Consider the following 20,787-nt stretch of genomic DNA (forward strand, 5'->3'; position numbering starts at 1 on the left):
GTGTCCGCCACTGCGCTTTCCGTTTCCGCCCACACGCCCGCCGCCAACAGCGACACCACGCCCGGCGCGATCGTGATCTTCACCGTCGGCACCCAGGGCGATGCGCGTCCGTGCATCGGCCTGGGCCAGGCGCTGCATCGCGCCGGTTACCCGGTGCGCATCGTCACCAGCGAGAACTTCGCCCCGCTGGTGCGCGAAGCCGGGCTGGAGTTCTACGGCATCAGCGCCGACTTCAGCGATCTGCTGACGAACAATCCCGAGACCGTCGACAAGGCGCTCAATCCCTGGTTCCTGGTCCAGCACACGCGGGCGAAGTTCGCCGAGTGGGCCGCGACCTGGGCCCAGGAAGCGCGGCCGGTGTGCAAGGGCGCATCGCTGTTGATCGGCACCGGCATCGTCACCCAACTGGCGAAAGCACTGGGCGAGGCCGAGGGCGTTCCGTTCCTGCAGGCGCATCTGCAACCGTTCACGCCTTCGCGCAAACTCTCGCCGCTGTCGTTCTGGTCCAAGCGCGAATTCCCGGGCTGGTTGAACATGGCGCTGTTCTCGGTCATGAAGCTGCTGGCCTGGTACACGCTCAAGCCGGCGGTCAACGGCGCGATCCGGCCGCAGCTCAAGCTGCCGCTGTTCCCGTGGTACGGGCCGTTCTTCGACAAGGACCCCGAGCGCATGCGGGTGTTGTACGGCTACAGCCGCCACATCCTGCCGCGTCCGGACGACTGGCCCGAGCAGGTCTGCGTCACCGGCAGCTGGTTCCTCGATCAGGCCGACGAATGGCAGCCGCCGCAGTCGCTGACCGACTTCCTGGCCGAAGGCGAGAAGCCGATCTACATCGGTTTCGGCAGCATGCTGGCCAACAACGCGGAAGCCTTCACCGACATCGTCGTCGATGCGGTGCGCCTGAGCGGGCGGCGCGCGGTGCTGGCGACCGGCTGGGGCGGCCTGCGCCGCGACGCGGGGCGCATGGACGACCAGATCTACGTGATCGAAGCCGCGCCGCACGACTGGCTGTTCCCGCGCATGGCCATGGCGATGCATCACGGCGGCGCCGGCACCACGGTGGCTGCGGCGCGCGCCGGCATTCCCTCGGTGTTCGTGCCGTTCTTCGGCGATCAGCCGTTCTGGGCGCGGCGCATGAACGAGCTGGGCACCGCGCCGCCGGCGCTGGACCGGCGCACGGTCAACGCCGAACAGATGGCGCAGGCGATCAACGACGCGCTGCAGCCGCAGCGCATCCAGGCCGCGCGCGAGCTGGGCGAGAAAATCCACGCCGAGAACGGCACCGCGACCGCGGTACGGACCTTAGGGGAGTGGGGACTGCTGCCGCCGTTGCGCGACAGCGATGAGGCGACGGCGCCGGCCGCCGCACCGGCTGAGCTGGAGCTGGTGCAGGTAGCCTGAGCGACCGCCTCGACCAAGGGGCGCGAGCGCTCCGGTCTCTCTCATAGCGAGAGGGGCCGGAGCGCGGAGCCGATCGAACTGGGATCCTAAACACCGAGACGCTTTCATCGGACAATGACCGGCTGGCCGCGCGATGCTGTTGTCGCGCCGCAAACCTCCGGAGCGTTCGCATGAAGAGCACCGACGTCGAACTCGAACGCCTGCGCATCCGCCGCGAGGCGCGCCGCGCCGAGCTCGCCGCCGCCAGCGGCGGCGCCAAGGACCGCGAAGGCCGCGCCCTGTGCCTGTCCGGCGGCGGCTACCGCGCCGCGCTGTTCCATCTGGGCGGCCTGCTGCGGCTGCACGAGACCGGCGTGCTGGCCGGCCTGGGCATGGTCAGCTCGGTGTCCGGCGGCAGCATCGTCTCGGCCTGGCTCGCCTGCCGTTACCTGGATACCCGCCGCGACGAACACGAAAGCTTCGCCGCCTGGAGCGACCGCATCGATTTCCGCGCGGCCGTGGTCGAGCCGTTCCGCGCCGTGGTCGCGCGCGACCTGCGCACCTGGCCGGTGCTGGCCACGGCCGCGCACAACTGGCTGTGGCCGTCGCACCGCATCGCCCTGCTCGACCGCGGCTATCAGCGCATGTTCGGCGAACGCCATCTGGACGAACTGCCGGAAACCCCGTCGTTCGTGTTCTGCGCCACCGACCTCACCTTCGGCGTGAACTGGGAATTCTCGCGCCGGCGCGTCGGCGACTACCTCGCCGGCTACCTGCGCGAGGGCGCGCAACGGGTGCGGTTGAGCTGCGCGGTGGCGGCGTCCTCGTCGTTTCCGCCGGTGTTCGGGCCGGTGCGCTTCGAAGCCGCGCCCGGCGACTATCAGCGCGGCAACTACCAGGGCGACGACGCCGACGAATTGCGCGCCCGCATCGAACTCAGCGACGGCGGCGTCTACGACAATCTGGCGACCGAGCCGACCCTGCGCCGTTATCGCGAAGTGCTGGTGTCCGATGCCGGCGGTCCGTTCGTGTTCGAAAGCAAGCGCTGGTGGCTGCAGCACTTGATGCGCTACACCCAGGTCATGAGCAATCAGGCCGAGGCGCTGCGCAAGCGCCTGTTCTTCGGGCAGGCGCAGAGCGGCTCGATGATCGGCGTGTACTGGGGCCTGACCAGCCATCGCGACGAAGGCGCCGACGGCTACAGCCCGGCGCTGGTCACGGAAGTGATCGGACAGATCCGCACCGATCTCGACCGTTTCCTCGATGTCGAGTTCGAGGTGTTGCTCAACCACGGCTATTTCGCCTGCGCCGACGCGCTGGGGCAGGACAACGGCTGGGTGTCGCGGACGGCGACGCCGCCGGCGTGGCCGTATCCACAGCGCGCCAACGAGAGTCAGGTGCGGCGCTGGCTGCGGCGCAGCCACGCGCGCGTGCTGCATCGGCGGTGGTGGGGGACGACTTGATTTGTGGGGCTGCGGCTGTGGCTGTGGCTGCTGCAGCGGTGCGGCGGTGCGGCGGTGCGGCGGTGCGATAAGCCACAGCCTCGCGTCGAACCGCTTTTGCCCGTCATTCCCGCGAAGGCGGGCTCCGCTTTACTTCGGCGGAGCCGAACATCCAGGGCCTTTCGTGCGAGAACCTTTGAAGTCGCTGGATTCCCGCGTTCGCGGGAATGACGGTCTGGGGGATGACGCTGAAGGCTCTGGATGTTCGGCTCCGCCGAAGTAAAGCGGAGCCCGCGTTCGCGGGAATGACGGTCTGGGGGATGACGCTGAAGGCTCTGGATGTTCGGCTCCGCCGAAGTAAAGCGGAGCCCGCCTTCGCGGGAATGACGGTCTGGAGGGATGGCGCTGAAGTCTCTGGATGTTCGGCTCCGCCGAAGTAAAGCGGAGCCCGCCTTCGCGGAAACAACAAGCGACTCCGAGCCAGCTCTTAACCCTTCGCCACAGCCCCGCCATCGCACGGCGCGAACAAATCCAGCCGCTTCTGATACACACCGGTCTCCACCTGCATCAGCCCCAGTACGGAGTGGAACAGGTTGTCCTGACTGGCCGGGCGCGCGGCTTGCTTGCGCAGGCATTGCACGTCGAGCCCGCGCGAGGCGCTGAAGCCCGGCGAGAACCACATCACCATCGGCACCCGGGTCTGGGTCTTGGGCGCGATCGAATACGGCACGCCGTGCAGGTACAGGCCGTTCTCGCCCAGCGATTCGCCGTGATCGGACAGATAGATCATCGCCGTATCGCGCGAAGTGTCCTGGGCCAGATAACGGATGGTGCGGGCCAGGAAATCGTCCGTGGCCAATACCGCGTTGTCGTAGGCGTTGACGATCTGCTCGCGGCTGCACTGGCCCAGCTCGCTGGTATCGCAGGTCGGGCGGTAGCGGCGCAGGCGTTGCGGGTAGCGCTGGTAATAGCTCGGGCCATGGTTGCCCAACTGGTGCAGCACCACTACCGCATCGCCGGGCCTGGCGTCGATCTTCTCGCGCAGGCCGCCCAGCATGACTTCGTCGAAGCAACCCTCGGAGGTGCAGAACTTCGGATCGGTGCCGTGTTCGAACGACTCGAACGGCAGGCCCTTGCACACGTTCTTGCAACCGGTCTGGTTGTCGCGCCACAAGGTCTGGATGCCGGCGTACTCCAGCACGTTGAGCAGCGACTCCGAGCCCTGGATGCGGTCCTTGTCGTAGTTCTCGCGGCCATAGGGCGAGAACATGCACGGCACCGACACTTCGGTGCTGCTGCCGCAGGCGGTCATGTCGGGGAAGTTCACCGGCGCGATGCGCGCGAGCTCCGGCGTGGTCTGGCGCTCATAGCCGTTCAAGCCCCAGTTCTGCGCGCGCACGGTTTCGCCGACCACGATCACCAGCAGGCGCGGCTTGCTCGCCGCCGGGCGCGCGGCCATGCGCGCGTCGGTGCCGATGGGCGTGCGTCCGCGCACTTTCGAGGCCGAATCGTCCAGCGCGACACGGGTCAGCGACACCAGATAGTTCGCCGGCGTCACCAGATGACGGATTTCCTTGTGATTGCGCAACAACGCGGAAATGTCCTGGAACGAGCCCATCAAGGCCAGGCCGGCGACCAGGAGCGACGCCGCCAGCAACCCCAGACGCAGCAGGACCGAACGGCCCAGCGGCGCCACCACCAGCCTCACCCGCCACAACAGCAGCGCGGGCAGCACGCCGTACAGCAGCATCGGCAGGATCAACCCGGCGGTGACCAGTTCGCGCGATTCCTTGCCGTCGGACTGGAGCACGTTGCGGACCATGCCCGTGTCCAGGTAGATGCCGTACTGGCTCATGAAGTGGGCCGCGCCCGCGGTCACCAGCAGCAGCACCGTCAGCAGGGGCTTCACCGTCCAGCGATTGAGCAACAGGCCGAGCAGCAGCATGGTGATCGCCACGATCGCCACGTACATGCACACCGCTACCCAGACGCCGTGCGCGGTGCTCATCGCACCCGCCGCCGACGCCGCGCGCCAGAACGCATTGTTGGCGAAGGTGGCGAAGAACAGGCTGGCCAGCGCGATGATGGTCTCCACGCGCGCCTGCGGTCGATAGGCGAACCAGGCCGGCCAACGCGGTTGAACGCGGGTCGCGACGTTCATCGGCCGGCGCTCCGCAATAGCGGCACCGCGGCCGGCGCCGTCGCCGGCGCCTCGCGCCGCGCCATCGTCAGATACAGGGCGAGCGCGACGAACCAGCTGATTCCCAGCGTCCACACGTCGTGCGAGAGAAAATGCGCGCCGCGCAATTGCTGCGACACACCGAACAGCAGCCCCAGGCCCAGGCCGATCGCTAGCCCGGCCCAGCGCAACCGCGGCTGCACGAACAGAAAGAAGAAGTACAACGCGACCCAGGAGTAACCCGCGCTGGCGTGACCGGCCGGGAAGCAGATGCCGCGCACCAGTCCCGCCGGGCGCGCGTCGAGCAGGCCGAAGTAAGCGTTGGCGCCGCCGTAGCGGCTCAGGTCCCAGGGGCAGTCCATGTTGGTCAGCGACTTCAGCCCCGAAGCCATCATCACCGCCAGCAGCGTGGACATAAGCAGGAACGCCAGCGGCCGGCGCCATTCGCTCAGCGCCGGGCGCATGCGCGCGAACAGCCAGAACGCGAACACGCCCAACCATGCGGCGGTGCTGGCGTCGCGGCCGAAACGATGGATCAGGTGTTCGGTCAGGAACGAGTTCTGCAAGGCCCAGCGTCCGCCTTCCCAGGCATAGAAACGATCCGCGAGCCAGAAATCGCCGCCCAGGCCCATGCTCAGCAGCGACAGCGCCAGCAGCGCCGCCAACGGCCACAGCGCATGGCCCAGCAGAAAACGGCGCGCCGTCATGCCCGGGGCGAAACCGGGCAAGTGGGAAGACGCGGCCACCGACGGGCGGGGCCAGGAAGCAGGGAAATTCATCGCAAGAGCGGCTCGGAAGGCGGCGGACGGCCCGCGCGATGCCTGAGGCAGCGCCAAACCGGGCTGCGGCGATGATCGAAACCCCACTGTCGGAGAGCGGTCGGAGCCGAGTTGGGGCTTCGTTAAAGCAGCCGCTTGCGAAGCCGGATCGCTCGCGCCGTTCAGCCGGCGGCACGGAACCGGCCCGGCGCGGCCCAAGCGCCGCCCGATTCCGACAAGGTTCCGACGGCGTGGCCGGCAGGCTCTCGGTTTGGGCTGGGGCAGCCCACCCGACGCCCTGCGCGGCACGCGAATGGGGCAATATCGCTATGCCGCGCCTAGCGGCGGGAGAAACCGGCGCATGCGCCTGCTGGTGGTGGAAGACAATCGCAATCTGGTCGCCAATCTCTTCGATTACTTCGAAGCGCGCGGCTACACCCTCGACGCGGCGCCCGACGGTCCCACCGGCCTGCACCTGGCGGTGACCCAGCGCTACGACGCGATCGTGCTGGACTGGATGCTGCCGCGCCTGGACGGCCGCGAAGTGCTGCGCAGCCTGCGCGAAGAAGCCGGCTCGGACGTGCCGGTGCTGATGCTGACCGCCCGCGACGAACTGCCGGACAAGATCGCCGGCTTCCGCGCCGGCGCCGACGACTACCTGACCAAGCCCTTCGCCCTGCCCGAACTGGAAGTGCGCCTGGAAGCGCTGGCCGCCCGCGCCGCCGGCCGCGGCCGCAGCCGGGTGTTGCAGGTCGCCGATCTCAAGCTCGATCTGACCACGCTGGAAGTCAGCCGCGGCGGCCGCGCCCTGCACCTGTACCCGGCCTGCCGCAAACTGCTGGAAGTGCTGCTGCAATCCAGCCCCGGCGCGGTCACGCGCGAGCGCCTGGAGCATGCCCTGTGGGGCGACAGCCCGCCCGACGGCGACATGCTGCGCTCGCATATCTACGAACTGCGCCGCGCGGTGGACGGGCCCTACCCGGTCAAGCTGATCCAGACGCTGCCGCGGGTGGGATACCGTCTGGCCGTGCCGGCCGAAGCAGCAGAACGCGGACACGATGGCGACGCCGGCTGAGTCCCCGCCCGACAAGTCCAAGCCCGGGCGCAAGACGCGCTCAAGCCTGCGCCAGCGCATCCTGCTGGGCTTGTTCGGCTATACCGCGCTGCTGTCGATCGCGGTGGTGGTGCAAGGCGTCATCGTCAACGAGCACGCCGAGCATCTGGTGTGGACATCCTTGATGGACACCGAGCTCGACCACTTCGTCGAGCGCAGCCGCATCGACGCGGATTACCGCTGGACCGACACCCTAGCACTGAGCCTGTACGACGACGCCACCCGGCCGCCGCCGCCGGAATTGCGCGGCCTGTCGCCGGGCATCCACGACGAAGTCGGCTACAACGGCGTGGAACACGTGGTGCTGGTGCGCGAGGTGGACGGCCGCCGGCTCACGCTGGCGCTGGACATCGACGACATGGAGCATCGCGAGTTCGACCTGGCCCTGACCATCGCCGGCTCGGCCATCACCACCTTGTTGCTGCTGTGCGTGGTGATCGGCTGGGGCGTGCGCCGGCTGGTGCGGCCGCTGAGCAACATGGCCGAACGCATCGGCAACCTGCAGCCCAACCGCGCCGGCCAGCGCGTGGAAGTGCCGGAAGCGGCCAGCTCGGAACTGGTGGTGATCGCCGACGCGGTCAACGACTACGTCGAGCGCAACGACCGTTTCGTCGAGCGCGAGCGCGCCTTCATCGACAGCGCCAGCCATGAACTGCGCACGCCGATCGCGGTGATCGCCGGCGCCACCGAAATCGCCCTGGACGCGGACGACCTGCCACAAGGCACGCGCCACCAGCTCGACCGCATCCGCCGCACCGCCCGCGATGTCGAGCAATTGATCTCGCTGCTGCTGGTGCTGGCGAAGGATCCCGAGCGCCTGACCCGCAGCAGCGACCGCTTCGCGCTGGATCAGCTGCTGCCGGAAATCGTCGAAGACCATCGCCATCTGACCCGCGACAAGGACCTGGCCCTGTCGCTGGCGCCGATGCCGCATTGCCAGATCGTCGCGCCGCTGCAGATCGTGCAGGCGGCGATCGGCAACCTGCTGCGCAACGCCATCGAGAACAGCGACCGCGGCGAAATCGCGATCCGCCTCGAAGCCGATGCGACCTTGGTGATCGAAGACCCCGGCCACGGCATGACCCCGGAAGAGATCAGCGCGCTCTACACCCGCGTCGCCCGCGGCGGACGCGGCGGCGGCGGCATCGGCCTGGACCTGATCTCGCGCCTGTGCGAGCACCTGGGCTGGAGCCTGCGCTTCGATGCGACCGAGCGCGGCACGCGCACGACCCTGGTGCTGCGCAGTTCGGTCTAGATCGCCGATCGCTTTCGAACGACGGCATCGCGCGCGGCACCGCGCCGAGCCGATCGCGCTCACTGCCGGGTGAAAACGCGGCGATAGCGATCGTTTGATCGATCGGGCCACGGCGGCGGCGAACGCCGGGAATCCGCTGCGTGGATACGCCCGTCGATTCATGTTAGTTATGCACGCCACCGGGTCTCGACCGCGAGACAGCACGTCAAGGAGAGGACGTCATGGCCCAGCATTCCCACGGCATGACGCGGCCCGATCCGGAACGCGTCGTCGCCGACCCGACGCACACATCCCTTCCCGGCGCTGCCGCACGCCACGCCCGCATCGCGTGCTTCCGGCTCGCCGCGCTGGCTGTCTCGTTATGTCTGACCGCCTGCGTTCCGCCGGTTCTGATTCCGAACGTTTCCCGTGACTCGCGCACGCAGCAGCTGGCGCAGATGAAGCTGCTGGATCTGGGCAGCGATGCGGAAGTGCATGCGGTGAAGGATTGCGGCGGCTCGGCGAAGACCGATGTGGAAAGTTGCCGATCGTCGTCGGTCTCGCTGCTGCTTCGGCCCGCGGGCTGGTCGATGACCCAGCTCGCGAACCAGCAGCCGTTGAGCATCGCCAATCTCGCCGCAGGCGGAGCATCCTTCTCGCTGCCGAACCTGCAATCGGGCGCGACGAATTATGCCAAGCCCCTGATCGGGCAACGCAATACCCGGGATCGTTTCATCGGGTCGTTTTCGACCTCAGACGACTCCAACGCCTGGTTCGTGTGGTTGCCGCCGGAAGGCCAACTGGCCTATCAGGGCACGCCTGCGGACACAGTCCACGAACGGCTGCTGGCGAAAGTATCGTTTCCGCAAGCCGCCCTGATGGGCAACGCCTCGCTGCTGCTGCAGGATGCGGACAAACTCTGGTTGTTCATCCGCCGCGACGACAACTGCGAAGACAGCTTGTGCATCACCCTGGCGGAAGTGCTGGCTGGCGGTGCCCGCGCCATCCCGCAAGCGCTGCAACAGCACAAGTATTCGCTGTACTTCGCCAGCGACGCCAACCCTTCGGCCCGTGCTCCGGGCACGAAGAAATTCGAGCGAGTGTTACGACAGCCCGGGCGCGCCCCCGGTCTGTGGCGGGTGCTCAGCGATATCCCCAAGCCGCAGGGCGAGTTCGTGTTCGACCGCGCGAGCATCGGATACTCGACGTTCTCCGCCGCCTCGCCGAGCGTCTCGTGCGAGTGGAGCTCCTACACCGCATCGATGGTCGTGATGCTGACCTCGGAGAAGACCCACAAGAGCACGCCCCGACTCATCGGCTGCAAGGTGCTGGCCGATGCGGTGCCGCTGAAGCTCGATCCCGTGCCGGCACCACCGGTCGCCGAGTACAGCAGCGACGATCCAGCGTTCGCCCGCAGAACCTCGAACTATTTTTGTTCGGCCTCGCCCGGCGAAGGCCAGTCGATCGTCGGCCACGGCGCCCAGGGTTGCGGTTTCGTGCTCAAGGACCCGGTCACTCGCGCGGCGATGCCGATGACGGCGTATTCGCTGGGAATCAACGTGAAAAGCGATGGCGTCGATGCGGGCAAACGCATCGCCACCCTGGCCGGCGTGACCGACCGGCACGGACGCACGGCGTTCGTGCGAACCGACCTGCCGATCGAAACCGATCTGATCGGCCTGGTCCGGCGCTATCGGACGCCGGCCGAATTAAGCGGCCCTCTCGAAGAATTTTCCGGGCGCGAGGTGACCGATTCCAAGCGCCTGGACTCGCTCAAGGACGGGTTGATTATCTGGAGCAGCGGCCATCGCCGCGCTACCGGAACCCCGTACCGGATCAGGCTGTGCACGGGCGAAGTTCATGAGGCGCGTACCGATGAGAACGCAATGACGATCGGCTACGACCCGAGTCCGAAACGGCCGTGTGCGATCACGGTGGAGTTGTTGAGCGGCCGCTGACGCCACGCCGCGCGCCGGATGGGCTGAGCGGCGGCGGATTGCATACTGCGGGCGCGCCCGGATCGAGCCATACACACGCACGGCCCGCGCTGCGCTACCTAGGCCGTGCCATCCACCTTGCCGGGCACCAACGCCGGCACGCCGCTCTTGAGCTCGCGGTACGCGCGCTCGACCGGTTCGGCGCCGTATTTTTGCTCCAGCCGCTTGACGATGAAATGGCCGCGCGCCATGTCCTGGTAGTGATTGGTGAACAGCACATTCATCGTCGCCGCGGTCGCCGCGCCCAGCACCGGCACGATCTGCGCGGCGGTCTTCTCGGTGATGATCACGCCGAAACGCGTGGCCACCGCGTCGATCAGCTTGGCCAGCCACGACGCCGCCTGTTTCTTGGCGTAGGCATGGGTGACCTGTTCGGCGCCGCGGTGGCCGACGATATGCACCAGTTCTTTCGTCGCGTTCTTGGTCAGCTCCGACAACACGCCGCGCGATGCGTAGTAGCCCGACTCGGAGGCGTCGTCGTCCTTGCTGTTGCCGCCGAAGGCGAACACTTCCACGCACGCGGCCTGCACCCACGGGTCGGAGACCGAAAAGCCTTCGCTGCGGGCGATGTCGGCGACCGAGCGCATCATGATCACCGTGGTCACCGGCAGTTCGACCGCCAATCCGGCGATGCCGAACAGTCCGCCGGCCGCGCCGGACACCGCCGCGGCCAGTTTGTGCGTCTTGGTCGAAGAGCCCTTGCTGGGCACGTCCTTCACCGTCCACAGCGCCGCCGAGGCGGCTTTGTGCAGGGCCGAGTGCACGGTCTTCTGGATGCGGCTGTGGGCGAAGTTCGGCAGTTTGGACATACCGAACTCGATCGGCGCGCCGGCCAGCGCCGCCATGCGCGCGGTGATCGACGGCGTTTCCAGCAACGCCACCGCGCGCTTGAGGTCGGCGCGGTCCTGGGCGTCGTTCAAGATGCGCTGCGCGTCCGCCTGCTCGTTCGATGGTTCTTGCCGCATCAGGTTCGCCTCGCTCTCGACGGCCCGCGCCGCGACTGTGTGCAACATAGGGGCGGGCCGGGGCGGCGACAAGTTGCCGCGGCGCGATCGCCGCCGTTTCGTTAAGGGCGGCGGCGCAGGCGAATAGGCCGAAGCCAGCCTGGCCGCAAGCGGCTAGCTGCGCGGCTTGGCCACCCGCACCATCCGCTCCAGCAGATGCTCGACGATGCCCTCGGGCTGCAGGCAGCGGCCGGTGTGCACCGGCGACATCTGGATGATCGAGCTGCGCTTGGCGGTGAGCCAGTGGAAACGCGCGCGCTCCGGCAATTGCCCGATCGGACCGGAGTCGCGACCGCCCTGGCAGATGCGTTCGATCGCCTGCAGGTGCAGGCGCACCGCTTCGATGTCGGTGCTGGGATCGAGCGCGTGCAAGCGATCGGGATCGAGCTCGATGCCGGCGACCAGCAGCTTGGCCTGCGGGCACGACACCAGCACGCCGACGTTGACGAACTCTTCGCGTTCGACCCGCGGCACCACGCGGATCACCGCATAGTCATAGCTGGAGCGAGCGGGCATGGATCGCCTCCTCGAGGAAGGCGCGCGGCGAGGCGACGCGGCGATTGAGATAGTCGGCATAGGCGCGGCGATGTTCGCCGGCGTCGCTGAAACCGGGCTCGTCGGTCAACCACGAATCGGGCACCAAGCCGACGATCGACGCCACCAGTTCCGGCGTGACAAGTTCGGCCATCTGCGCATCGACCTGCGCGATCTCGCTGGCCAGCGGCAACAGCACGTGGTCTTTGACCGGCACGAAGCGGCTCGCGGCGGCATGCGCGGCGTTGGCCCAGTCGTGATGGAAATACAGGGCCGCGCCGTGATCGATCAGGGTCAGCCGCCGATGCCACAGCAACATGTTGGTGTTGCGCGCGGTGCGATCGACATTGGTCACCAGCGCATCGAACCAGACGATGCGCGAAGCCAGCTGCGCATCGGGCCGGTCCACCAGCGGATCGTAATTGACCGAGCCGGGCAGATAGTCGAGCGCGAGATTGAGCCCGGCGCTGGCGCGGATCAGGTGCTGGATTTCCGGATCGGGCTCGGTCCGCGCCATATCGGCGTCGAGTTCGATCAGCACGATCTCCGGTACCGGCAGTTGCAGATGCCGCGCCAGTTCGCCGGCGACGATCTCCGCGATCAACGCCTTGCGGCCCTGGCCGGCGCCGCGGAACTTCATCACGTACAGGCCTTCGTCGTCGGCCTCGACCACGGCCGGCAACGATCCGCCTTCGCGCAGCGGCGTGACATAGCGGGTGGCGGTGACGGTCCTCAACACGATCCGGGCCTGCGACGAAGCGGGAAGCGCGGCGAAAAACCTGCGCTCAGGCCGCACACATTAGGTCGCGGGCGGGCAAAGCGGAAGGGGCCGGCGCAGGAGCGGGCGCATGCGGCCGGCACGAAACGATGCGACGTGCGCAGCGTCGCAGCGATAACGGCCATCGGCCTGGATCGCCGGCGTTCGACGTCCAACCTTGCCGCCGGCGCGAATGCTCAGGCCGCCGCGCGCACCTCGCCCTCACCCACCAGCCGCCCGACCAGCGCATCGACCTCGCCTTCGGCACGCTCGATCGAGGCTTGCAGGCGCTCGCCGCCGAATTCGTCGTACTCGATCGCGACCGAATGCGACTGGGTGATGCCGAGGTAACGCATCGGCGTCAGCACTCCCGGCTCGACGTGATTCATCGCTTCCAGCCGCTCGCCCGCGCCGTAGCCGTAATCGCCGCGCGAGCTGAGCAGCACCAGGCGCTTGCCGGCATCGGCGAGCAGCGGCCAGTACGGTTCGCCCTCGCGCGAGCGATCGAAACCGAAGGTGCGTCCGACCCGCACGACGTTGTCGATCCAGGCCTTGAATTGCGCCGGCATGCCGAAGTTGTACATCGGCACGCCGGCGACGATTACGTCCGCGGCGAGCAATTCGTCGATCAGGCGGTCGCTTTCGGCCAGCGTGTCGCGCATCCAGGCCTCGCGCTTGGCCTCGGGGGTGAAGGCGGCATGGATCCAGCCGCCGGTGACCGGCGTCGGCGGATGCAGGCCGACATCGCGCACGACGACCTCGGCGCCGGGGTCGAGTTCGCGCCAGCGCTGCACGAAGCGGGCGCTGAGGCGGCGGCTGTGGGAACCGTGGGGCTGGCGGTCGGAGCCGCCGGAGCGGGCGCTGGAATCGATATGGAGCAGGCGGGTCATGACGGGTCTCGGCAGGTTATGGATGAGCCCTGATCGGCTGAAGTGGGTGCCGGGGCATGCTCGCCATGTTGAAACCCCGTCAATCAGGGCACAAACTCTGATTCCTCAGCCGATAAGTGAGTATGACTCATCCATGCCCGGACGCCGACTGCCCCCGCTGGGCGCCCTGCGCGCATTCGAGGCGGCCGCGCGCCTGCAAAGCTTCAAGCGCGCCGCCGAAGAGCTGTCGGTGACGCCGACCGCGATCAGCCATCAGATCCGCGCCCTGGAAGAACAGATCGGTGTGCGCCTGTTCGAGCGCCAGACCCGGCGGGTGGCGCTGACCGCCGCGGCCGAGCGGCTCTACCCGGTGTTGCGCAAGGGTTTCGATGCCTTCGCGGAGGCGATCGCCGAGCTGGCGGTGCGTTCGCAGCGCCGCGCGCTCACGCTGTCGGCGACCTTGTCGTTCACGGCCAAGTGGCTGGTACCGCGGGTGGCCTCGTTCCGTCAGGCCTGCCCCGACCTGGACCTGCGCCTGCACGCCTCCGACGATCCGGTCGATCTGCATGCCGGCGTCGCCGACGCGGCGATCCGCTACGGACGCGGGCCGTATCCGGGCCTGATCGCCGAGCGCCTGATCGAAAACCGTTTCGCGCCGGTGTGCAGCCCGCGTTTGGCGCTGACGCAGCCGGGCGATTTGCGCGGGCAGGCGCTGCTGCACTCGGAATGGCGCCATCCGACCCTGGACACACCGAGCTGGCGCGCCTGGTGCGAGCGCGCAGGCCTGGACGGCATCGATGTCGAGGCCGGCCTGCGCTTCACCGACGAAAGCCACGCGATCCAGTCGGCGATCGCCGGCCACGGCGTGGCGTTGTTGAGCCTGGCCCTGGTCGCCGACGACCTCGCCGCCGGCACCCTGGTGCAACCGTTCGGGCCGGTGCTGGAGGGGTATCCGCACTGGTTCGTGTATCGCGAAGGCGAGTTGAGCGATGAGGTGGCGGCGTTGCGCGATTGGTTGCGGATGCAGGCGGAGTTTACCGGCGCGGGATGAGCGACCGGCGAAGCGGATCATAAGGTTGGAGCGACGATCGCGGCTGTGTGATCGGCGATCGCGTATGGCCAGCGATTCCAGTCCCCGCTGCGCGTACGCACTCGCTGTGATTCTGGCGCCATCGCCGATCGATCCATGCGCGGCCGAAGCCAGCGCGCAGCGCCTATGGCATCCGTCGCGCCCGCCATTCGCGAGCGCAACGATCTGGACGCGATACCGGCAGACTTACGTTTTGGCGTTCTGCGCCAGCTGATAACGACGCTCCTGGGTCAGTCCGCCGTAGCCATACGCGGCCGCTCGCGCGTCGATGACGTAGATGTACGAGGTTTCGTGCACGTTGCCGATCAGGGCCGACAGCTGGGCGTGGACTTGTTCGAGGTAGCGCGCCTTCTCGCCCTTGGTATTGGTCTCGTCGGTGATGCTGATATCGAGGTGGAAGGCGTTGCGGCCCCAATCCTCCAGCGAGCGCCCGTCGATGAACCAGTGGGCGCGATCCACGTAGTGCACGGCGGTCGCGATCAGCTCGCGCGGCTTGCCCAGCACATCGACGGTGATATCGGCGATCAGGGCGGCGGCGCGGCGGCTGAGGTCGGCGTCGGGAGTTCCGGAAAGTTGCAGGTTCAGATGCGGCATGTCGGCGGACTCTGGGCGGGCCGGCATGACTCGGCCCCGGGATGCAGGCTCAGATTAGACTTGCCCTGGCTATCGGAATAGCGGGAAGATCAGAACCTATCCATCGGCCGAACCGATAGCTGGAGCCCGCATGCGCAGCCTGGATCTCGAACAACTCAAGGCCTTCGTCGCCGTCGCCGAGGCCGGCAGCATCTCCGGCGGCGCCGGGCGCGTGTTCCGCTCGCAGTCGGCGGTCAGCGAACAGATCCAGAAGCTGGAGGCGTCGGCCGGGGCGCCGTTGCTGCTGCGCTCGCGCAACGGCGTCGCACTGACGCCGGCCGGCGAACGCCTGATCGGTCATGCGCGGCAGATGCTCGCGCTGGGCGAACTGGCCCTGCACGACGTGCGCAACGAGCTGCGGCGCACCGACGTGCGCCTGGCGATCAGCGACTACTTCCGTCCGGACGAAATCGCCGGCCTGCTCGCGCATCTGGCCCGGCACTGCCCGCAACTGCGGTTGCAGGTCAGCATGGGCCAGAGCGCGGTGCTGGCGCACGGCCACGCCGACGGTTTGTACGACCTGGCACTGACGATGGAAGTCGACAGCGCCCAGCGCGGCCGCGCGCCGACGCGCGTGACGGTGTTGCGCAAGGAGCCCTTGTCCTGGGTCGCCGCGCCGGGGCTGGATCTGCGCGGCGAGCCCGACTTGCCGCTGGTGCTGCTGCCGCCCACCTGCAGCCTGCATCAGACCGCGGTGCGGCGACTGCAGCATCAGCGCGTGAGTTATCGCATCGCCCACAGCGGCAGCGGCGTCGCCGGCGTGCAGGCGGCCCTGCGCGCGGGGCTAGGCCTGGGCTGCCTCAACGCTTCGGCGATCGGGCCGGGGCTGGCGATCGCACGTTCGAACCGGCTGCCGAAACTGCCTGGCTGCAGCTTCGGGCTGTTGCTGCCGCCCGGCGATGCGCCGCCTGGTTTGCACGAAGCGGGAGCGGCTTTGCAGGCGTTCTTTCGCTGACCTGGGTCATTGCGTTGACACGCGGATTTGATGCAGACGATCGCGATCACGCCGCGTGTTGATCGACGCGAGCGTTGCTCCGTTTTTTGCTCGTCATTCCCGCGGAGGCGGGCTCCGCTCTATTTCGGCGAAGCCGAACATCCAGAGACTTCAGCGTCATCTCTCCAGGCCGTCATTCCCGCGAACGCGGGAATCCAGCGACTTCAAACGTTCTCGCACAAAAGGCACTGGATGTTCGGCTTCGCCGAAATAGAGCGGAGCCCGCCTCCGCGGGAATGCCGAGCAAAGCGCAGATCCCCCGCAACCGAAGCAGGGACTTTGAAGAGACTCTAAGCGACCCGGTCCGCATCGCGGACACATCGGTCTCCTGGCGCATACCCACCGGCACCCGCGAAGGCGAACGCCTCAACACGGCGATCGCCGATAAATTCATTGCACACGCCGCGCATGGCAACGGCGTTCGACACATACCTCACTCAATCGGCCGGGCCGCTGCAAGCAGGCCGCGGCGACATCGCTACCACCCCATCGCATCTTCCGGAATGCGACGGACCGGAGTGTTTGGTCAGAGCAGCATCAGTTCCGAGCGTTCCTTGGTGCTGTTATCGACGAAGAACATTTTCTTGCCCTTGTCGGCCCGGTCTTCCACCACTTGATACAGACGCAGCGCCTGACGGATCGCCGCGGTCTTGCTGACACCTTTTCGCACGCACAGCTCTTCGAGGAACTGCATTTCACTACCGGCCAGGTTAAGGGTCATTCGGCGCCGGGTCTCTTTCATTTTACACCTCGTGTGTTGACTTAATTGATCAAAAGGCCTTGTTGCTGTTTCCATCCGGCCAAAGGCTGAAACATGGTTTGTGCGCTTTTGTCTTCCTTCCATGGCGAAGATTTCGCACTTCGCATCTACTAAATCGCTGTACGCCCGGGAAGGCGGACAGCGCAACGCGCAGATCGGGACTTTCGTCCCGTCTTGTCCACGGCTGCGACGCAACCGCCACTTATGAACGCGCCAGCCGCATCCGCGCCACCCACGATGGCGACGCGAAACGGCGATTCGGACGCGGCCGCATTCATCAGTAACTCCCGACCATGTTCAGGAACCAGCCGCGATGGTCGTAATCGAAATCGGTGAGGTCGTCGCTGAATTCGGTGAAGTTGTAGCCGACGCCGACGCGGAAGTTCTTCCCGATGTCGCGATCGATGCCCAGCAGCAGACCCTGCTTGTCGCCGCCCTTCTTCACGCCCAGCCAGCGGTACTCGGCCAGGCCGTGCCAGACCTGGGCGAACTCGTAACGCGCCTGCGCGGCGGCGAAGGTGGTCGCCGAATCGGCCCACTGCCCCTGCAACCGGCCGTAACGCACTTCGCCCTCGCGCCGCGCCAGCTTGCCCGCGAACTCCCAATGATGGTTAGGGTGGTAGATGCCCTCGAACGACAGCACCTGGGTGCGCTGGTCGTAACTGGCGATGTTCGGGCCGACCTGCTCCAACGCCGACAAGTCGTACAGGAAGGTGTACTTGCCCAGCAGCGCCCAGCGCGTGTCGTTGTACGGACGCCAGGAGAAGCCGAGGTTGCCTTCGACGAACTTGGCCCCGGCCTGGGCGTCGATGCGGTCGCGGGTCTGCGAATAGTTCAGGCGGCCGGCGATGCGGAAACTGTCGTTGAGCTTATGCAGGAAGCGGTTGGAGCTGGTCCACTGCTCGCGCCGCTCCGCGCCGCTGTCGCGCCGCCACTCCAGCTTGCTCGACCACTGCGTATCGACCGAGTTGCGGCCGCCGCTGACGCTGACCGCGCGGCGGTTGACCTGTCCGAGCTCGGCGGCGCGGTCCAGCGTCGCCTCCTGCAAGGTGAAGCCCAGGTTCCAGCCTTCGCTCGGATAGAAATCCATGCCGTAGGTGTGAGCCAGGCCGGATTCGTTCGGCGCCTTGAGGAACTGGCTTTCGTTGAACAGGCTGACCTGATTCGACAGGCGCCAGCGCTGGCCCAGGGTCCAGCCGGAATTCAGGCGATCGTTGAACAGCGGGTCCTGCTCGCGAGTATTCGTCGAATAGGTGTAGCTGCCGTACAGCGTGTGATCGGGCGCGAGGCGGTACTCCGCATCGACCTTGGCCGCGTCGCCGCGGTCGCCGCTGGTGACTTCGGCGCCGACACTGGAGCGATCGCCGAACAGGTACTTGGCGCCGAGGCTGAAGGCGTCGTTGTCGGCGTACTTGCCGTGATCGTCATCGACGGTGACCTGGGCGGTGCCGAACAGTTCCAGCTGGCTGCCGATGCGCTGGCGATATTCCAGCGCCGCCAGGGTGCCGGTGGCATCGCCGCTCAGGCGGTCTTCCTGCACCGTGCGCACTTCGCCGCTGAGCGTGATGTCGTCGTTCAAGCGCCATTCGCCGGTCAGCTGCGACTGGGTGAAGGACTCCTTGCCGCGCTCGGCGACGCTGTGACGGCCGAACAGGCGCACGGCCGGGGTGAGTTCGCCGAAGAACTCGAAGCCGCGTTCCTCGACGGCCTGATCGGTGTCGTAGCGCGAGATCGAATAGCCCGCGCTCACGTGCCGGCGCCACGCGGCGACGGTCCACTCGTTTTCGGTCCAGCCCAGCTCCTTGAAGTTGGCCCGCGCTTCGGCCGAACGCGCTTCGCCTTCGCGCGCCAGCAGGCCGGAGTTGAGTTCGCGGAAGCTCAGGCCGCCGTTGTCGGAGAAGAAGATCGGCGCGCTGGTGGCCTGGCTGCGACTGCCTTCGAGCTTGAGGTAGGTGCCTCGCCCGGCCTGCAGGGTGAGGTCGGCGCCTTTGAGCGTGTAGTCCTCGCCTTCGCGGTTTTCATCGACATAGGTGCCGCCGACCGCGAGGTGATCGCCGAACCAGTGCTTGCCGCGAAAACCGGCCGAGACGTTGTCCACGTCCAGGCCGTCGGGCACGTATTCGTAATCGACCAGCAGGACCTGCAGATAGCCGTCCAGCGGCGTGTCGTGGGTCAAGGTGCGCAGGCCGTCGCGCGAGACCTGCGACAGGGGCTTGTCGAGCAGGATGCGTCCCTGCAGTTCGTCGATTTCGTAATCGGCGCCGCGCATCAGGTCGACGCGGTTCTGGACCCGGCCGGTGGTCGTGTCGCGGACTTCGACGGTGAGCTTCTCCGAGCCCGGCAGGATGTCGCCGTGCTTGAGGTAGTACAGGCGTCCGCCGGTGCCGATCAGCTCGGTATGGCCCGGCGCGGTCTGCGCCTGCGAACCGAACAGGCGCAACTGCGTGCCGGCGTCGCCGAGCGCGGTGGTGCGCCGGCTGCGCCAGTCGAGCGCGCCGCCGTACAGCGAGCGGTTGTACTGCGCGTACTCGGTGCCGGTGAAGCCGGTATTGAAGTTGCCCCACAGCGCCTGGTTCTTGTCCCAGTCCATGCGCAGGTACAGCCGGCCCATGGTGTCGACGTCGCGGTAGATCGTCGAGTCGTCGCCGTAGACCGGGTAGTACAGATCCGGGTCCAGGCGGCGGAACACGTCTTGCGGATCTGCTTTCCAGAAGCCGTTGAACAGTTGCCCGACTTCGCGTTCCTGGGTGTCGGCCTGGGCGGTGATCAGGTACTTGCCCCGCACTTTCCCCTTCAGATAGAAGGCCAGGCGGCCGTCGATCAGGAAGCCGTCGTCGAAGCGGTCGTTGTCGCTCACCGGCTCGATGGAGCCTGTGGCATGGGTCTTGGACGCGGTGACATCGGCCAGCGCCACCGCGAACATGTAGCGACCGGTGACATCGACATCGAGCGAGCGATGCAACGGCGGGCTGCCCTGGGCGCCGCCGATTTCGATATCGAAGCGATGCTGGCCGACCGGCACCAGGTACTCGGCGACCAACTTGCGTTCGATGTCGACCGGGTGCGAACGGCCATTGATCTTGATCGATGCGCGATCGGGGATGTTGCGTCCCTGGATGCGGATGCGCGAGCCGTAGATCGGGATGTTCTGCTGCCGCAGGTTGTCGCGGCCGAAGATGCTGTCGATCTGGTTGTTCTGCTCGGCCTCCTCCACGCTCAGCGAAGCGCCCAGCTGCTTCTGAGTGGCATCGCGCAGCACCTGTGCGCCGCGTTCGGCTTCCTCCGGACGCACCAGTTGCAGCCGGCTCGGGAAGGTTTCGTCGAAGCTGTCGCCTTCGCCGTAGGCGCGGACGATGTAGATCAGCTCATCGCCGGCGCGCAGGTTGCGGTCGCCCGACATCGTGCCGTCCCATTGCACGTCGCTGACGCCGGCCAACGGCAGGTCGAGCCTGGCGACCGGCTCGACCAGATCGGCGTCGGTGGCGCGATAGATCAGCACTTCGGCGCGTTTGATGAACGCCGCGTAGTTGTTGTACGCATAGAAGCGCACCGGCTTGCTGATCTTGGTGCCGTCGAAGGCGACCAGCGTCGGCGCCGAGACGGTCATCTCCGGACGGCCGAGGTTCGGGTCCTCGGTCGCCCAGATCGCGCCGCCGCCGGGCAGTTGCAGCGACCACTTGCCGACCACCACCGCCTTGCCCGGCAGCGGCTTGTTCTGCCACGCCGAGTTGACGTCTTCAGCCTCGACCGTCACGCGACGGTCGGGCTGCAACACCTCGGAGGACGATTTCTCGCTGGTGCCGTGGGTGATCGGCTTGCGCTCGCCGCGCGTGCGCAGTTCGAACAACACGCCCTGGTCGCTGTCGCAACCACCGTCGTTGCAGTTCACCGTATTGCCGCCATCGCCGGGCGCGGACTCCACCGCTTTCGACGGGGGGCAGGTCGGTTCCGTCGGCGGCGGAGTCTGCGCGCCGGCGACGCGAACGACGCCGGTCAGGATGCAGATCAAGGTGTAATCGAGAAGTTTCATTTTCATGGCAGG

General features: G+C 67.2%; 16 protein-coding genes. 7 read left to right on the forward strand and 9 right to left on the reverse strand.

The features are described 5' to 3' along the window. Nucleotides 1–1,401 carry a glycosyltransferase gene (locus LG3211_RS22800; RefSeq protein WP_222837548.1) on the forward strand — a complete coding sequence of 467 codons (1,401 nt, stop codon included), beginning with the start codon at nt 1–3 and terminating at the stop codon, nt 1,399–1,401. Between the two features lie 170 nt (nt 1,402–1,571). Further along, nucleotides 1,572–2,843, forward strand: a complete 1,272-nt coding sequence (locus tag LG3211_RS22805; RefSeq protein ID WP_057944847.1) for a patatin-like phospholipase family protein — start codon at nt 1,572–1,574, stop codon at nt 2,841–2,843. A gap of 466 nt (nt 2,844–3,309) precedes the next feature. Here the strand turns inward: LG3211_RS22805 and LG3211_RS22815 are convergent, their stop codons facing one another. Together LG3211_RS22815 and LG3211_RS22820 are read right to left on the reverse strand one after the other, a co-directional pair. After that, entirely contained in the window at nt 3,310–4,983 is a 1,674-nt protein-coding gene (locus LG3211_RS22815; RefSeq protein ID WP_057944849.1) for a phosphoethanolamine transferase, read from the reverse strand. Next, nucleotides 4,980–5,708: a phosphatase PAP2 family protein gene (locus LG3211_RS22820; RefSeq protein ID WP_187313084.1), complete on the reverse strand. Its 729-nt coding sequence runs from the start codon at nt 5,706–5,708 to the stop codon at nt 4,980–4,982. Before LG3211_RS22820 ends, LG3211_RS22815 begins: the two co-directional genes overlap by 4 nt. A gap of 412 nt (nt 5,709–6,120) precedes the next feature. On the opposite strand from LG3211_RS22820, the gene LG3211_RS22825 reads away from it, so the two are divergent. The 3 genes from LG3211_RS22825 (at nt 6,121) to LG3211_RS22835 (ending at nt 10,065) form a co-directional block, all read left to right on the forward strand. Next, a complete protein-coding gene (locus LG3211_RS22825) occupies nt 6,121–6,834 on the forward strand; it encodes a response regulator transcription factor (RefSeq protein ID WP_057944851.1) in 714 nt (237 codons plus the stop codon). Next, nucleotides 6,818–8,128, forward strand: a complete 1,311-nt coding sequence (locus LG3211_RS22830) for a sensor histidine kinase (RefSeq protein ID WP_083512778.1) — start codon at nt 6,818–6,820, stop codon at nt 8,126–8,128. Before LG3211_RS22825 ends, LG3211_RS22830 begins: the two co-directional genes overlap by 17 nt. 221 nt (nt 8,129–8,349) lie before the next feature. Continuing rightward, nucleotides 8,350–10,065, forward strand: coding sequence for a hypothetical protein (locus tag LG3211_RS22835; protein ID WP_148649110.1), 1,716 nt, complete (start codon nt 8,350–8,352; stop codon nt 10,063–10,065). Nucleotides 10,066–10,163: 98 nt separating this feature from the next. Here the strand turns inward: LG3211_RS22835 and LG3211_RS22840 are convergent, their stop codons facing one another. From LG3211_RS22840 to LG3211_RS22855, 4 genes are all read right to left on the reverse strand, one after another. Beyond that, nucleotides 10,164–11,069 carry an EcsC family protein gene (locus LG3211_RS22840; RefSeq protein ID WP_057945687.1) on the reverse strand — a complete coding sequence of 302 codons (906 nt, stop codon included), beginning with the start codon at nt 11,067–11,069 and terminating at the stop codon, nt 10,164–10,166. A 153-nt stretch (nt 11,070–11,222) separates the two neighbouring features. Continuing rightward, on the reverse strand, nt 11,223–11,624 hold the full coding sequence (locus LG3211_RS22845; protein ID WP_057944853.1) for a DUF3037 domain-containing protein: 402 nt from the start codon (nt 11,622–11,624) through the stop codon (nt 11,223–11,225). After that, nucleotides 11,602–12,378 carry a HipA family kinase gene (locus LG3211_RS22850; RefSeq protein WP_057944854.1) on the reverse strand — a complete coding sequence of 259 codons (777 nt, stop codon included), beginning with the start codon at nt 12,376–12,378 and terminating at the stop codon, nt 11,602–11,604. Before LG3211_RS22850 ends, LG3211_RS22845 begins: the two co-directional genes overlap by 23 nt. A gap of 218 nt (nt 12,379–12,596) precedes the next feature. Next, a complete protein-coding gene (locus tag LG3211_RS22855; RefSeq protein ID WP_057944855.1) occupies nt 12,597–13,289 on the reverse strand; it encodes an FMN-dependent NADH-azoreductase in 693 nt (230 codons plus the stop codon). A 133-nt stretch (nt 13,290–13,422) separates the two neighbouring features. Here LG3211_RS22855 and gcvA point away from each other — a divergent pair, with 133 nt between their 5' ends. Continuing rightward, nucleotides 13,423–14,319 carry a transcriptional regulator GcvA gene (gene gcvA / locus LG3211_RS22860; RefSeq protein ID WP_057944856.1) on the forward strand — a complete coding sequence of 299 codons (897 nt, stop codon included), beginning with the start codon at nt 13,423–13,425 and terminating at the stop codon, nt 14,317–14,319. Between the two features lie 225 nt (nt 14,320–14,544). Here the strand turns inward: gcvA and LG3211_RS22865 are convergent, their stop codons facing one another. Beyond that, on the reverse strand, nt 14,545–14,952 hold the full coding sequence (locus tag LG3211_RS22865) for a tautomerase family protein (protein WP_057944857.1): 408 nt from the start codon (nt 14,950–14,952) through the stop codon (nt 14,545–14,547). Nucleotides 14,953–15,082: 130 nt separating this feature from the next. Here LG3211_RS22865 and LG3211_RS22870 point away from each other — a divergent pair, with 130 nt between their 5' ends. After that, a complete protein-coding gene (locus tag LG3211_RS22870) occupies nt 15,083–15,946 on the forward strand; it encodes a LysR family transcriptional regulator (protein ID WP_057944858.1) in 864 nt (287 codons plus the stop codon). A 565-nt stretch (nt 15,947–16,511) separates the two neighbouring features. On the opposite strand, the gene LG3211_RS22875 is transcribed toward LG3211_RS22870, so the two are convergent. Next, a complete protein-coding gene (locus tag LG3211_RS22875) occupies nt 16,512–16,727 on the reverse strand; it encodes a transcriptional regulator (protein ID WP_036110112.1) in 216 nt (71 codons plus the stop codon). 295 nt (nt 16,728–17,022) lie between these two features. Beyond that, nucleotides 17,023–20,781, reverse strand: coding sequence for a hypothetical protein (locus tag LG3211_RS22880; protein ID WP_222837549.1), 3,759 nt, complete (start codon nt 20,779–20,781; stop codon nt 17,023–17,025). Nucleotides 20,782–20,787: the final 6 nt, after the last annotated feature.

Origin of the sequence: Lysobacter gummosus, from assembly GCF_001442805.1 — a bacterium.
GTDB lineage: Bacteria > Pseudomonadota > Gammaproteobacteria > Xanthomonadales > Xanthomonadaceae > Lysobacter > Lysobacter gummosus.

Excerpts from the sequence above, each read along its gene's own strand:
- LG3211_RS22830 (WP_083512778.1), top strand. The coding sequence starts at position 6,818 with ATGGCGACGCCGGCTGAGTCCCCGCCCGACAAGTCCAAGCCCGGGCGC.
- LG3211_RS22825 (WP_057944851.1), top strand. The coding sequence starts at position 6,121 with ATGCGCCTGCTGGTGGTGGAAGACAATCGCAATCTGGTCGCCAATCTC.
- gcvA (WP_057944856.1), top strand. The coding sequence starts at position 13,423 with ATGCCCGGACGCCGACTGCCCCCGCTGGGCGCCCTGCGCGCATTCGAG.
- LG3211_RS22820 (WP_187313084.1), bottom strand. The coding sequence starts at position 5,708 with ATGACGGCGCGCCGTTTTCTGCTGGGCCATGCGCTGTGGCCGTTGGCG.
- LG3211_RS22855 (WP_057944855.1), bottom strand. The coding sequence starts at position 13,289 with ATGACCCGCCTGCTCCATATCGATTCCAGCGCCCGCTCCGGCGGCTCC.
- LG3211_RS22815 (WP_057944849.1), bottom strand. The coding sequence starts at position 4,983 with ATGAACGTCGCGACCCGCGTTCAACCGCGTTGGCCGGCCTGGTTCGCC.
- LG3211_RS22870 (WP_057944858.1), top strand. The coding sequence starts at position 15,083 with ATGCGCAGCCTGGATCTCGAACAACTCAAGGCCTTCGTCGCCGTCGCC.
- LG3211_RS22875 (WP_036110112.1), bottom strand. The coding sequence starts at position 16,727 with ATGAAAGAGACCCGGCGCCGAATGACCCTTAACCTGGCCGGTAGTGAA.
- LG3211_RS22835 (WP_148649110.1), top strand. The coding sequence starts at position 8,350 with ATGGCCCAGCATTCCCACGGCATGACGCGGCCCGATCCGGAACGCGTC.
- LG3211_RS22840 (WP_057945687.1), bottom strand. The coding sequence starts at position 11,069 with ATGCGGCAAGAACCATCGAACGAGCAGGCGGACGCGCAGCGCATCTTG.
- LG3211_RS22865 (WP_057944857.1), bottom strand. The coding sequence starts at position 14,952 with ATGCCGCATCTGAACCTGCAACTTTCCGGAACTCCCGACGCCGACCTC.
- LG3211_RS22845 (WP_057944853.1), bottom strand. The coding sequence starts at position 11,624 with ATGCCCGCTCGCTCCAGCTATGACTATGCGGTGATCCGCGTGGTGCCG.
- LG3211_RS22880 (WP_222837549.1), bottom strand. The coding sequence starts at position 20,781 with ATGAAAATGAAACTTCTCGATTACACCTTGATCTGCATCCTGACCGGC.
- LG3211_RS22805 (WP_057944847.1), top strand. The coding sequence starts at position 1,572 with ATGAAGAGCACCGACGTCGAACTCGAACGCCTGCGCATCCGCCGCGAG.